The organism is Emticicia sp. TH156, assembly GCF_002855535.1.
Classification (GTDB): Bacteria; Bacteroidota; Bacteroidia; order Cytophagales; family Spirosomataceae; genus Emticicia; species Emticicia fluvialis.
Genome location: NZ_PKRS01000013.1, coordinates 24180 through 38425 on the forward strand (window position 1 = coordinate 24180; position 14246 = coordinate 38425).

13 protein-coding genes are annotated in these 14246 nt (G+C 36.5%); 3 read left to right on the forward strand and 10 right to left on the reverse strand.

The genetic code is table 11. From position 1 onward, the window contains the following. Positions 1-9: 9 nt before the first annotated feature. The 10 genes from C0V77_RS20710 to C0V77_RS20750 all read right to left on the reverse strand — a co-directional run bounded on the left by C0V77_RS20710 (position 10) and on the right by C0V77_RS20750 (position 9057). Positions 10-957 carry a hypothetical protein gene (locus C0V77_RS20710; protein ID WP_143706148.1) on the reverse strand — a complete coding sequence of 316 codons (948 nt, stop codon included), beginning with the start codon at positions 955-957 and terminating at the stop codon, positions 10-12. 4 nt (positions 958-961) lie between these two features. Continuing rightward, positions 962-1873, reverse strand: a complete 912-nt coding sequence (locus tag C0V77_RS20715) for a DUF6175 family protein (RefSeq protein ID WP_143706149.1) — start codon at positions 1871-1873, stop codon at positions 962-964. A gap of 22 nt (positions 1874-1895) precedes the next feature. Then, positions 1896-2372, reverse strand: a complete 477-nt coding sequence (locus C0V77_RS20720) for a hypothetical protein (protein WP_143706150.1) — start codon at positions 2370-2372, stop codon at positions 1896-1898. An 8-nt stretch (positions 2373-2380) separates the two neighbouring features. Then, positions 2381-3256 (reverse strand): CsgG/HfaB family protein, encoded by an 876-nt coding sequence (locus tag C0V77_RS20725; RefSeq protein WP_101728309.1) that lies wholly within the window; start codon positions 3254-3256, stop codon positions 2381-2383. Positions 3257-3859: 603 nt separating this feature from the next. Then, positions 3860-4150 carry a hypothetical protein gene (locus tag C0V77_RS22975; protein ID WP_143706151.1) on the reverse strand — a complete coding sequence of 97 codons (291 nt, stop codon included), beginning with the start codon at positions 4148-4150 and terminating at the stop codon, positions 3860-3862. 99 nt (positions 4151-4249) lie between these two features. Beyond that, positions 4250-4606, reverse strand: a complete 357-nt coding sequence (locus C0V77_RS23620) for a LytTR family DNA-binding domain-containing protein (protein ID WP_101728310.1) — start codon at positions 4604-4606, stop codon at positions 4250-4252. A 65-nt stretch (positions 4607-4671) separates the two neighbouring features. Continuing rightward, a complete protein-coding gene (locus C0V77_RS20735; RefSeq protein WP_101728311.1) occupies positions 4672-5652 on the reverse strand; it encodes a matrixin family metalloprotease in 981 nt (326 codons plus the stop codon). A 25-nt stretch (positions 5653-5677) separates the two neighbouring features. Further along, positions 5678-7327, reverse strand: a complete 1650-nt coding sequence (locus tag C0V77_RS20740; protein WP_101728312.1) for a hypothetical protein — start codon at positions 7325-7327, stop codon at positions 5678-5680. After that, positions 7324-8001, reverse strand: a complete 678-nt coding sequence (locus C0V77_RS20745; RefSeq protein ID WP_101728313.1) for a hypothetical protein — start codon at positions 7999-8001, stop codon at positions 7324-7326. The genes C0V77_RS20740 and C0V77_RS20745 overlap by 4 nt, the downstream gene beginning before the upstream one ends. Positions 8002-8010: 9 nt before the next feature. Further along, on the reverse strand, positions 8011-9057 hold the full coding sequence (locus C0V77_RS20750; protein ID WP_101728314.1) for a hypothetical protein: 1047 nt from the start codon (positions 9055-9057) through the stop codon (positions 8011-8013). A gap of 192 nt (positions 9058-9249) precedes the next feature. Between C0V77_RS20750 and C0V77_RS20755 the strand changes: the two genes are divergently transcribed. From C0V77_RS20755 to C0V77_RS20765, 3 genes are all read left to right on the forward strand, one after another. Continuing rightward, positions 9250-9606 carry a nitroreductase family protein gene (locus C0V77_RS20755; RefSeq protein ID WP_229236338.1) on the forward strand — a complete coding sequence of 119 codons (357 nt, stop codon included), beginning with the start codon at positions 9250-9252 and terminating at the stop codon, positions 9604-9606. 355 nt (positions 9607-9961) lie between these two features. Beyond that, entirely contained in the window at positions 9962-11101 is a 1140-nt protein-coding gene (locus C0V77_RS20760; RefSeq protein WP_101728315.1) for an efflux RND transporter periplasmic adaptor subunit, read from the forward strand. Between the two features lie 12 nt (positions 11102-11113). Beyond that, positions 11114-14245, forward strand: a complete 3132-nt coding sequence (locus C0V77_RS20765; RefSeq protein WP_101728316.1) for an efflux RND transporter permease subunit — start codon at positions 11114-11116, stop codon at positions 14243-14245. Position 14246 lies beyond the last annotated feature (1 nt).

Sequence of the window (14246 nt, forward strand, 5' to 3'; positions counted from 1 at the left end):
TGTTTTATATTATTTTACTCTGATATAGTCATAGCTACGGGCATTGTTTGTCACATATAAAACTGCCAGTTCAGACATAGCCTTCCATCTATATTTTTCGGCTTCAATCTTATTAAGGTATATTTTCTCCCAGAAATCCCAGTATCTTTTCACGTTTGCATCCACTTCATTACCATGTTGCTTATAAAGAGCTTCTACTTCTTTAGCACAATTAGAGGAAGGATCCACCTTACTTAGTACCGCAAAACCTTCTTCATATTGATTGGCAGAGAGTTTAGCTTTTGCCTGTGAAACTAGCTTGGCACATGTATAATTCTGATAGTTTTTGTATATTTCTAAAGATTTTTCACGGGATTTTCTATAACAATCTGTTTCGGCAGGAATACTAAATAACATACTGATAGCCTGGTCATGTTTATTAGCTTTTGATAATTGGTCTGCCTTCGCAATAAGCATATCGCATCTTTTATTATAATAATCAATAATCTTGGTTTTTGCTTTTATTATAAAATCACCGTACTCATCACTTTTAGTAGGTAGTAAGGAGATAAGATTATTTATTGCCTGGTCTCTTGTACGTCCGCTGCCTTTAACTCTTTTAGTAATAGTAGAAAACACGAGTTTATCATCAGCCTGCTTGATAAATAAACTTAGCTCTCCATCAATTACTGTCATTGTCTGTAAACCGGGATTAATGGTTTGCTCATTAAATATGCTTATTACCGGGTACAGAATAACCCCATTATCTACTCCTCTTGAAGATATTCCACTTTGATTGAGCAGGGAAAGAATTTTTGTCTCAATTTTTTTTAGGTGGCCAGCCGTGAATCCTTCCAGTTCAGAAGGCATAACGGTAGCAATATTGAGTTTACCAAATTCATCAGTACTTGTATCATCCTGAGCAAAAGTTCCGTTAACAAAAGTGATAAACAACATGAATATTAGATGTAGTTTCATATTCTTATTTGAAATTTATAAAAATGGTATTCCCCTTAATAAGCCTTTCAATTTTTGCTTTCTTGTTTGGTGTATCAGACATTTTGAGCGTATTGCAAAATTTATAAATCTCAAGAGCATATCTGGTTGGTGTAAGGTTCTTGCCTCCTGCATCGGTTCTTGGTATTCTTACCTGATCGAATATTATTTTTAACTCGGTGACCCCTTGAATATGATAGCCCTTTGAATTATTACCAATCCATTCTTCTATCATATCAGATAAGGGTAAACCGTCAGTTCCTACTTCAGTGCTCATTTTTACTTCAGAATCTTCTTTCAGACCAAATTCAATGGCCATATATTTGCCATTTATGACAATATCGGTGAATTTCTCCTGCATAACATTCAGAAAATCAACAACTATTGCCTCTGTAGCTTTAGATGCTAAGGCTCCAATATCTTCTGTTCTAAAGGAAGGACTTTGACCCACTTTGTTTGAAAGAGAAGCAGAAGTAGATGTCTCATAAGCAGTTAGAATCACTTTAACGTTATTTCCTGCGGCTCCTCTATAAATGTCATACTCAACTTCAACAGCAATGTCCGCCCCAGAAGCCTGAATAATCTGGGTTTTCACATCAGTCTGGGCATCATTAAGCATTGTGTTTGTTGTCAGGTTTCTTGCCTTGGAAATAAAGTCTACAGTTGAATACCCTCTGTTATCGAAAGCTTCTTTTACCTTAGAAATCACTACTCTACGGTTTACGTCTGATTCCAGAATAGCTCTGATGTCTTCATTCTCCTTGAAAAAAGGAAATACCATAATGGTTGGTTTTGTAACTATCTGATTCTGCTGTGCAGCGCTCTCGTTCAATCTATTTTGCGCTTTTAAGGTATTTATTAAAAATAGCAAGCATGTGAGCAATAGTATTTTTCTCATTTTCAAAAGTGTCATAAAATGATTAATAACCGAATTTTCTAATCTGATTGTTTTGTTCAAGGTACTTTCTAAAGGCATCTCCATTAATTGTAACTCTGAATCTGATATTTTTCCGGTTGTTGAAACTTCGTTCTTTAGACAAGGCATTTATTTCTATCACAAACCTTCTATATTCTCTGGATTCAAAAAAATTTTTCAGAAATTCGTTATTATCCGTACTTCTACTCATATTAGGCGTGAGCGGAAGACGATAATTGGTACTATTTGGCAGACCGATAAACATGAGTTGCTCAAATGCGCGTCGCGAAGCTATATTTTCAAGAATATTTCTTCCAGCCGCAAGTGTTTTATCTTCTTCTCCACTACCGGACACCAATATACGAACAACTCCGGTTACGCTATCTTCTCCGTCAAATTGAATTTGAGGGCCATTTGTTACGGTTCTTTTGCAACTTGCAATGCAAGCAAACACAATTAAAATCAAATATAATTTTCTCATTAGAATGACTATTTATTTATTATTGTTGAGGCATATACCTTATTACCAGGAGCAAACTGGTTCTTTATCTCTTTCCCCCCCGATGTAACTTTACATAGAGTGAAATCACCCTGAACCTTATCAACCTTTATTTTCCCTATTGCAGCTTTTAATTTATAAGGTTTATTACCAACCAACTTCAATGTTTCATGAACAATTTCTAAATTAAGAGAAGACTTTAATCCGTCTCCAACACCTCCTAAAATGATTAATTCAACTGCTTCGTCACCTTTGTTTTTGGAAATTTCCACTATTTGATAAGTAAGCGCAAAGGTTTCATTAATAAAGTCTTGTATCTCTTTATCAATGTTTAATAATGCCCCGCCAATGGCATCAGTTGTAGATTTATCTGTTAATTTGCCTCCTTTTCCCTTAGTGGCTAAATCTAAACCAGCGCTCAGAAGATTTACATTCTTTCTTTTGGAAAAGTCAGAGATATCTTTACTTCCTATTGTTTCTCCAGTACTAACATCAACTATTTTGATATTGAAAGTAGTACCCTCATTACTTACCGCACTTATGTTACCCACTACAATTTGTGAAGCCCCAATAAGCTGCCCCTGCTTAGCAAGTTTTGAACTATTTAGATAAATTTCACTCTTTTGAGAATCAAGCTCTTTAAATATTTGCTCGAAATTTGTTCTTTCAATGACTGTAAATCTTTTAGAGTTAACGAATGCGCTTTCAACCTTCTGAGCAATGGCTTTTGCATCGGCCAGGCTGACATCTGAGTTAAATTGAAATGGCAAAATTGCAATTGTAGGTTTCTCCTGGTTCAGTTCAGCTTTGGCACTAACTTTTGTCAGAGAAATTAGGAATAAAAAAATGAATAAGATCAATTTCATATTAGTAATTATTACATTTTAAAAAAGTTAACGATTCTCCTCTTTAAGATGGACATAAAAGACACTTTGCTGGTATTTTAAATGCTAAGCTTAAAATTTCAATCTTGAAGCTATTCTCGATTAAGAATGCTGTTATAAACAAATTCCACAACACCGGGCAATTTTTCAGTAAAAGAGCTTTTTCCTTCTAAATTTTAATGAAATATCGAACTGTGCCTGAAATGATATTTTTTTCCATTATATATTAATCTTTAATACACTTGTCCAGGCCTGCATGAATAGTATTTTTTTACCACATATTTTTTAAATTCTTCAAAATGTAAAGATGTTCTTCATGCCAGGTATTATGCTTTATAGCCTTTGATATAGTCATTAAAATTGTCAGATTTATAGTCAAACTGAATTCCGATTCTATTTTATTTATCAAAACCTGATTTAAAAGAAACAAAAATGGAAGGTCAGTAATAATTCAATACCAGTGTTAAAAATCTTTTATACTTTCAAGTATGCCTATGACAAATAGAATCTTGAAGGACTTAATGGCAGGTCTGAATCTGATTTTAATAATGTATAAGGAGGTTCTACCTGCAAGGAACTATGATTTTAATTGATATTATCCGACTGCCCTGGTACGCATTCTTTTTTTTTAGACAAGAGAGCAATGATTTCAAAAGAGCATCGCCTCAGGAAAAAAGAAATACTTAATCTGGGTTGAGTTACAGATAGCCTTGCTCTTTGTGGTCCTAATCTACCTTTAAATACCAAAGCAGGCTCACCCTTACTACAAATAGGTAAAATGGGGTTCAACAAAAGCGTTTTTTTTCGAGCCCCTGAATAGGCAAAACAAAAATTAATGAACAAAAAAAGGATTGCCAAAATAAGTTTTATTTCCATCCGACTAGATTCTTTTTAGTTTTGGATAATTAAGACTGAGGCAAAATCGAGTATCTTCGAAATATAAAACATTATGTGTACCTAGTACTTTTTGCTTACTTAAGGCTTCGATCTAATAATCGGTAGCTTCTCTAATAAATTGTTTCTGTACATTTTACTAGTTGAGATAACTTGTTTATCAATTATTATTGAATCGCTCAGAATCTCTTGAATGTGAATAATGTTAACGGCGTGCTTTCTGGATACCTGAATAAAGGTTGTATCGCCAATCTGGCTGAGAAAACTTTTCAAATGAGTAGAAAGGTTTTTTTTGCCGCTTATAGCGTAAATATCTACATATGCCCCTTGCGCCTCAATGTATAGGATGTCTTTTTTTAGAAGTTTTTCAAACCGATTTCGATTTGATATATATATGACCTCATTCAAGGCATAGGATTGTAAGTCTGTTTTTTGCATCGAATCTAATTACATTTTTTTTATTGATTCTAGCAGAACAAAAAAGGTTACATTTAAGCAAAAAATTATTTATAATTCACTTCAACATCAAAGTAGCCGTAATTATCTGAAACATTCTTGTCATTGATATTTATTGTCAATGTTATATAATCACTACTCGTACTAAATTCACAGTTACTTTTGCATAAACGCCAATTTGTTTCTCCATTTAATTTATATATAACAGCTGCATGTGGGAATGCTGGCTCTATATTATAAGTAATAGCATCTATCGGAATAAATCCCCCAAATTCAGTTTTACCATCAGGGGTGCATTCATTAATAAATTGACCCACATTAATTAATCCAGTAGAACGTATCGTAACAGTCCCGGGTTTGTCAAGTTTTATTTCAAAGGTAACAGGACCTTTTAACTGAAATTTAATGGGCAAAAAATTAACCCCTAAATCTTTACAGGGGAGAGGGTAAATCTGACGATATAATACCGAATCTGCCAAAGATAGTTTTGAAGTTAATGATGAGAGGGAATACATCATTGAGGTCGGTTCAGAAGAAGAGGGAAATCCTAAGTAATTTCCAATTTGATATCCAATTGCTCTCTGGATTGTGTATTCATCCCAATTAAATGAATTATTCAACAAAATATCATAGCGCAAACCCTCTACTTGTCTTAATTCTGAAATTGGTTGCAAGGTTGTTTTTAAGATTCCGAAATCTGCCACCTGTCCATTCGTACTTATTTGATTTGGATTAACAAACCTTATAGAAACTTCCAGACGGTTTGTATCCGCTGAGTTAATAAAAAACATATTGGGATTTGCTTCTCGCCAAATTGCAAAAGCATTGTCAATAGCTCTACGTTGAACAGACTCAGTCAGTTTAGGATAATAATCTTTTATTGAATACCTGACCAAGCATCCACTGAATGTTCGGGCAGGAACTTTCTTTAGATTATTTGCTATTAAATTTAATCTTTCAACAGGGTAGTATTGCTCACAACCAAGAACTGCGACCAATAGAAATAGCGAAAAATATAAATTGCGCATAGAAAAGTTTTTTGTGAATGACTAATCACCACTGGCGGTAAGATAGGTTTATACTAAATTGATTTAATCTACCTTTAAATTCATCTCGCACTGGAACCATATCGCCAAATTTCAAATTCTGATAGTTGTAGTTTGCAATTATTCGAAAATTACCAAGAACTTTTTTACGTTTTCTACTTATTTTTTCAATTCCTAACCCCAATGCGAACCCAATGGACGGAACAATTTCAATTGCCTTATTATACTCTTGAGTAATATAGTTAGAGTAGGTATTACGAAAAAAATAATGATAAGTTGGGGCAGCGGTAGCGATAATACCAGTTTTCCAGTTTAGGCTTGGCTTTGAGTTGGCCAAAGAAGAAAAGATTAGATTAACACCTGTAGTCAATTGATTAAATGCAAAATATTCAACCGAATTCCTCGCTTTGTTCGTCAAGGTATAGAATTCTTGTTTTGAATAATTAACAAATACTTCTGACCATATTTTTCTGGTCCAGTTGTATAAACCTGCCCTAAAACCCACAATTATTGAATGTTTAAATGCTGCATCAATGGGTTTATTGTTCGAACTAAATTTGGGCAATATGTAATTTACTCCAACTAAGGGATAAAAAACAAAAAACCTTGTAATCTTTATTTTTCCCTGACAGGCTTTTAATTGTTCACTTATATTTAATTTTTCTTCATTTGTATAAAACCCAGATAGCTCCAATTCACTTAGCGCTTCGTTGTAAAGTTCTATTGCGCGTCCATAATCTCCTGAATGATTTAAAATTTTTGCAGAGTCTGAAAGATTAACAGCCTTTAAATGATGAAAAGCTTGTTTTCTCAACTTCATTTCAATTTCCGTTATGTCAGCTTCATGCGCGGCAATTAAAACACTATCCAATTCCTCTTCTACAAATTTCTTAGTCTTAAATTGAGGCTCTTGTGAAGTCTTGAAAACCGTTTCCCAATTTTTAAGTATTTTCTCAGCCATGCGCTTTCTTATATCAAAACTTGGATGAGTTCGGAAACTCGTCTTTTCATCTGCTTTAATCAGGTTGCAAATACCTGTAATCATATCTACTATTTTGGTATCTGCAATTTTAGGATTATTTAATTTTAAAAACCATATTGCCAATGCGTCTGCTTCCAGTTCCTGGATATGTCTTAGTTTTTCATCGCTTATAATTTTATCTTTTATACCTGTTTTAAGCAGTTCTTTTGCTTCCCTGCCTATTCCAGTAAAATGCAGATGATTATGTGTGTGATGACCAACTTCATGAGCTAATACAAATTGATCAGCATCAATATCTAAATCTAGAATATCAGTCATTGCTTTATTATTGTATAAGATGTATCGACCTTTCTCAATGTTTCTGGCCCCATCGCAAATTGTCGCAAGAGCAACCAGGTTTCCGGCGCACGAACCGGGCAAAACTCTAATTCTTTCAGTAAAGGGTTTTAATTGATTCTTATTTAATAGCTGTATCAATTTCGTTACAAAACTTTCAGCCTTTGTTGCTTCATAAAGACTGTACTGCAAAGAGTCTGTAGCAATTTTTACTGCTTCGCAATTACACTGTGCAGTAGAAAATGCCGGCAATGGTTTTGACCTTTCCTGAGCAAAAGAAGCTTCAAGTCTTATAAAAGTGATTGTTAATATGACAAGATAAAATACCTTAAATTTCATTTTCGATACTTAAGAAGTTTTTGTGGGGTTGTCTTATTTTCAATTAGAAATGTATCTTTATTAATTAGTAGAAGAGTAGCCTCCAACTTATAATCATGAAGTATCGAAACTTTAGCATTCTTTAAGATACTTGAAAGTTTGGGAAATGTTAGCTTTAATGTGTCAGCATTTAAGACTTGATAAATGGTATCTTTATGCTTTTTGTCTCCAATAAATCTTACATTTATTTTCCTAACAAATATGGATTTTATGCTATCGCTTGTACCGTTAAAACCTGTTCCACCTTTATAGTTTATTTCAGAATAGTTAACATTCGACTCAAAATCTTTTATATCCCTACTAAATAAATAATATATATTTACTGTAACAAAAATAAGTGCGGCAATGAAAGCGATATAATACCCCCGGATACGTTTTTTCAAAGCTTTTGATTCTTCGATTTTACGTTCTTCTTCCAGTTTTTTTTCTTTATAGTTGTTTAATAAAGTTTCTAATTGATTGCTATAATGAAAACTATTGCGAAACTCAGTAACCTCTTTTGAAGCTTTTCTGATTTCAAATCGCCTTCTAAATTCTTCATCTTCAACAATAAGCTTATTAATTTTAACAAGATCGTTGCCATTAACTTCCCCATTAAAATATCTTTCAATCAGATTTTTATCATTTCTGGTCATTATTAAGGCTTATTTATTTAATATCTTTCTTACTTTTTTATTAAATCTATATATTATTGTACCCACATTTGATACACTTTCTTTAACCACCCTGCCAATTACCGCATGACTAACCCCAGCATGACTCATTATTAAAATATCCTGAGTTCTTTTTTCTTCTTTTTTACAATGCTCAAGAGCCACTTGCTTATAGAAATCATCCCTATCCCTTTCCTCACGCAATATCATTTGTTCCTCTATATATTGAAAATTCTCCCTTTCCACATTCACGTTTTCAATAGACTCCAAAGCGAGAAGTTTATTTTTCTTGCTATAATAGTTCTTTAAACCATTTTTTATAAATCCAAAAAAATAAGTATCCAGACTGGATGAAAGTTTAAAATCAGGCTTATTTATTCTTATCATGAAATCTAGTACCCTTGACGAAACCAATTCTTTAAATTCGTCTTTTGATATTCCATGGTCTGTATTCCAGCTAAGAACTTCCTCTAATAAACTTGCAAAATAAGCATGGTACTCTGCAAACTTTACGGGGCTTTCTTCGCGGTTTATTGTTTTTAATGAATATACAATCATCTGACTTCTCATGAATTCTTGAAATATTAACTTTCTTAAAACCAATTTCCCTCCGACAAAATCAAACATCTTTAAATTGGTATCTTTTTTGATTTTATTAAGGAATGATTGCCAAATATAGTTCTTCACTTGCTGCTCTGTAATCGAAATAAAAAAAGATTCAGGAAAGATAGTTTTCCAAACTGTGTTATTATAAAGCTGGAATAATTTCAATGCGCAGTTATTTTTCCTATCTTCCGAAAATCCGGTATGAAATCTTAATGGAACTGTGTCAACAATTAATTCTATTAAGTCATTACAAGTTACATTATTTGAATATTCAGAATCAGAGTTTGAGAAGCCATCAAGTTCAAGAAAATAACATTTTGCAACGTATTCGCAATGCTCATTACTCAGATATTGATATCCGGTCTTTATTGCTTCGTACAAATGACCAATATCTTTTAACTCTATATGAAAAATGGGATTTGAAAATATCATAAATGGTTATTTTCTTACATATTCAGTTGTGAAAAATAATCAATTTTAGTTGAAAAAATATCTAAAATTCCATAATTTCTTGTGAGCGCGGGTATTTTGTTAATAGAAGTATTTTTACACTTGATATAGAATATTTAGAAATTGGTAGTAGTATATTTTTTTTTACATGTAGGTATTAAGACAATTACACCTTTGACCAAAACAGCTGAAGAAAGAGGGCTGCCTGCCGACAGTTCGGAAGGGTACCAAAAAATGCTTTGGGGCTTATATGAGCCTCTGGGTAAAGAATGGCACAAGAATCATTCGGCCAAACAAGCCTATATATCGTTCGGACTAGCCATTGCCGCCGCCGCCGAGCAAAAGGTAGATGCCACGCCCATGGAAGGTTTCAACACAGAAAAAATGGATGAATTACTGGGGCTGGCAGAACAAGGCCTGAAAAGTGTGGTAATTTTGCCCATTGGCTACCGTGAACAAGAAGGCGACTGGCTGGTGAATCTAAAAAAAGTAAGAACTCCAAAAGATGCATTTGTAACAGAACTGGGTTAAGCGGCATCACAAGAAAAACAAAAGAACTGATTAGCCAGGCGCTGGTCAGTTCTTTTTTGCGTTTTAGAATTAAACTATTCCGGCAAACCTTTCACCTCTTTTAACGCGTGGGGTCTGGAGAGAAATGGTGATGAAGTATTTTGCTGCACCTTTATTCCCTTTAGGTAAGTACGGTTAGAAATAGACGAGGAGAAGCGAGCCTGTAAACTTACCATTACACTAGCTGCTGGCTTTAAACTTGAAGCCGGATTTCTGCATTTCAATTCCGATTTTCCTCACTTCAGTCAGAATGACACAACGGCAAGGTTAAGGATACGCTAATTTTGTTAAACGAATTAGTTAAATCAAAGAAAAAATGAAGTTTTTGATGCCCCAAATCAAAAGATGCTTAATGCTGTTTTTTGTGTTTATGATGCTTTTTCAAAGCTGTAAAAACGACCAGCATGATACTCCCAGCGAATCGAAAAACATACAGGCAGAAATCATGGTGCTGCAACCAACCGAAGCCTTGATCAATCAAACGTATCCTACCAGTTTACAGGGTAAAGAAAACGTACAACTACGCCCGCAGATAAGTGGTTACATAGAAAAAATATTTGTCGACGAAGGCGCTTTCGTAAAAGCAGGGCAGCCTCTGTTCAGGATTAATGCCAGCATTTACCGTGAACAGAAAAATACGGCATCGGCGGCGCTTTTAATTGCCAAGGCACAACTGGCGGCGGCTCAGCTGGAACTTGACAAATACAAAGTTCTGAGCGAAAACAAAGTGGTGGCAGACTTTCAATACGAAAAAGCAAGAATCAACTACGAAAACGCCAGAGCAGCCGTACAGCAACAACAAACATTGGTTGCGTCTGCTGATATCAATCTTGGCTTTGCTATTATAAAAGCGCCCATAAGCGGTTTCATTGGCAGAATTATGAAGCGTACCGGCGCGCTGGTAGGGCCAAACGACTCTGACCCATTAACCACTTTATCGCAGGTAAATGAAATCTATGCTTACTTCTCGCTTCCTGAAAATGAAATACTGAAAATCAATGCTTCGCGCCCAGGAAAAACCCTGATTGAAAAACTGAAAAGCTATCCTGAATTAACCTTGTTGCTCGCCGACGGTAATAAGTATGGTCATTCCGGGAAAATTGATATGATGGACGGCCAGTTTGACCCGTCTACCGGCTCGGTTACACTCAGGGCTTCTTTTCCCAATCCTGAATCATTGCTCAGAACCGGTAACACAGGCAGGGTTTTGTTAAGTTCAACCCTGCAAAACGTTTATAAAATTCCGTTACTGGCTACGTACGAGGTGCAAGACAAATTGTTTGTGGGCTTACTTGATAGTAAAAATAAAATGGAATGGGTGGCGCTAAAAGACTATGTTAAAGCAGGAGAATATTTTATTGTGAAGTCAGGTTTCAAACCTGGCGACAGAATTGTGGCCAATGAGTTAGCGAGCATCCCTGAAAACTCTATTATAACACCAAAGGGGGTTAATTAAAATTTGAGAAAAATGTTAAACAAGATTATAAAAAGGCCCGTACTGGCTACTGTTATTTCAATTATACTGGTTCTTTTAGGTTTGGTGGGTTTATTGAGGATTCCGATGACTCAGTTTCCTGAAATTGCGCCGCCAACCGTATTTGTATCGGGCGTTTATCCAGGAGCCAATGCTGAGAGTGTAATTCGTTCGGTTATTACACCATTAGAGCAGGCAATTAACGGGGTAGAGAATATGCAGTACATGACCTCCGGCTCATCTAACGACGGCAGCTTTTCTATTACCGTCATCTTTAAACAGGGCGTTAATCCGGATCAGGCTGCTGTAAATGTGCAAAACCGTGTGGCACAAGCTAACGCGCAACTACCGTCAGAGGTGATTCGCCTCGGGCTGAATACCACCAAGCAGCAGACCAGTAATCTGATGATTGTAAACATCAATAGCAATAAACCTGGTAAATACAATGAGGCTTTTCTACAGAATTACGTTAATATTAATCTTATTCCTGAGCTGAAGCGAATACCCGGTGTAGGAAACGTGAATATGTTTGGGGCAAAAGACTATGCCGTAAGGGTTTGGATTAACCCGTCAAAGCTGGCATCTTATGGCCTTGTGCCTGCCGATGTTGAAACGGCCATACAAAACTATAGCTTTGAGGCATCGCCGGGAAGCCTGGGCCAGGAAACTGACGCATCTTTACAGTATGTTTTACGCTACAAAGGCAAGTTGAACAAACCGGAAGACTTTGAAAAGATTATTCTCCGTTCAAAAACCAATGGTTCAGTATTGAGGCTGAAAGACGTTGCCCGCATAGAGTTTGGTCTTTCCAATTATTCAAGCGATACCTTTACCGACGAAAAACCCTCGGTAGTTTTTGCAGTGATTCAGGCCAGTGGTTCTAATGCCAACAGCATTGCCATTGAGGTAGAAAAATCGCTTAAAAAGTTTCAGACAACAGCGCCTGACGGTATTTCGTTCGAGATAATTCAAAGTATGAAAGACCGGCTGGATGCTTCTATATCTCAGATGAAATGGACATTAATAGAGGCCTTTATTCTGGTATTTATTGTCGTGCTGGTTTTTCTTCAGGATTTCCGCTCAACCATTATACCGGCCATAGCTGTACCGGTCTCTATCATCGGCACATTCTTTTTTATTTATCTCATTGGGTTTTCTGTTAATGTATTAACCCTATTTGCGCTGGTGTTAGCCATTGGTATTGTGGTTGACGATGCCATTGTGGTTGTTGAGGCCGTACATGCCAAAATGCAGCAAACCGGCGAAACTGCGCGGGTAGCCACGGCCTCGGCCATGGGTGAAATCAGCGGCGCCATTATTTCTATTACACTGGTTATGTCGGCAGTTTTTCTTCCGGTAGGCTTTATGGAAGGCCCGGCGGGTGTATTCTATAAGCAGTTTTCGTACACACTTGCCATTGCCATTCTTATATCTGCAGTAAATGCCCTTACACTAAGCCCGGCGTTATGCGCCTTATTATTGAAAAATTCACACAGCGATTCGGGCAAAGATAAACAGAATTTTACCCGGCGCTTTGCTGTTGCCTTCAATGTGGGTTTTGAGCAACTGACCCATAAATACATAAGGGCCGTAAAGTTTTTTGGTAAAAGGAAAATGATAACCGTTGTGGCGCTGGTAGCTATTTCTACCGGTGCATTTTTTCTGATGAATACAGCTCAGAAAGGCTTTGTACCCGAAGAAGATGACAACAACCTGACATTTGTGGTTAATCTTCAGGCTGGTGCCAATTTGCAGTTTATTACAAAAGAAATGGAGAAAGCCACAAAAATTGTAATGGCACAGCCGGAGGTAAAAAGTATAAGCACCGTTACGGGCTTCAGCCTTTTCAGTTCAGGGTCTTCGCCAAATGCCGCCATGGGTTTTATTACTTTGAAAAACCCCAAAGACCGCGGAGAAACATCAGAAATCAACCAGGTGATGCACAAAATAGAAAGTGCAATGAAAGGAAAAATACGTGGCGAAATTCTTCTATTCCGCAACCCTGCAGTAGAAGGTTTTGGCACGGCGGGCGGCGTAGAATTTGTGTTACAGGACCGGACCTCAGGAAACATTGCTGCCTTTGAATCCATCAGCCAAAAAGTTATAAAGGCATTGAACGGACGGCCAGAGATTGGTACGGCATTTACTACATTCAGAAGCGATTACCCACAATATGAGGTGATACTAAACGAAGATAAGGCACAGCAACTGGCATTAACCCCAAAAGACGTAATGAATGCCCTTGAGCTTTATCTGACGGGATCACAAACCACAGACTTTGTGCGTTTCGGCAGAATGTATAGGGTAAATGTACGCTCAGAGGCCGAGTTCCGGAAAGACGAATCTTCATTGAACAATATCATGATACGGAATAGCCTAAACCAGATGGTACCCATTGCCACGCTTGTTACACTCAAAAAAGTATATGGCCCACAGGGTATCAGCCGGTATAATTTGTATAACAGTATCAGCGTAAATGTGAATGCTGCACCAGGTATAAGCAGTGGTAAAATTATGAATGTGATAGATGAGGTAATGAAAAAAGAACTGCCCAAAGGTATTAGTTACGAATATGCCGGGCTGAGCCTTCAGGAACGCAATTCAGGTTCGCAAATGGTGTTTATTTTTGGGTTAAGCATATTATTTGTGTACTTTCTGCTGGCTGCCCAGTACGAAAGCTACCTGTTGCCTTTGTCGGTTATGTTGTCGCTGCCAACTGGTATTCTTGGGGTATTTCTGGCTATCAGGCTGGCAGGTATTGATAACAACATTTATGTGCAGATAGCCTTAATTATGCTTGTAGGGCTATTGGCCAAAAATGCTATTCTGATTGTAGAGTTTGCCATTCAGCAACGCAAAGCCGGGATGTCTGTTTATGATGCAGGTATTGCCGGTGCCCGATTACGCCTGCGGCCTATTCTGATGACATCTTTTGCTTTTATAGCCGGATTAATACCGTTGATTTTTGCCAAAGGCGGAACAGCCATCGGTAATAAGTCTATCAGTATCAGCGCTGCTGGTGGAATGTTAAGTGGGGTAATACTGGGTATAATGATAATCCCGGTTTTGTATATGATTTTCCAGAACCTGCAGGATAAAATAACCGGTAGCAGGCAAGCAAACTAAA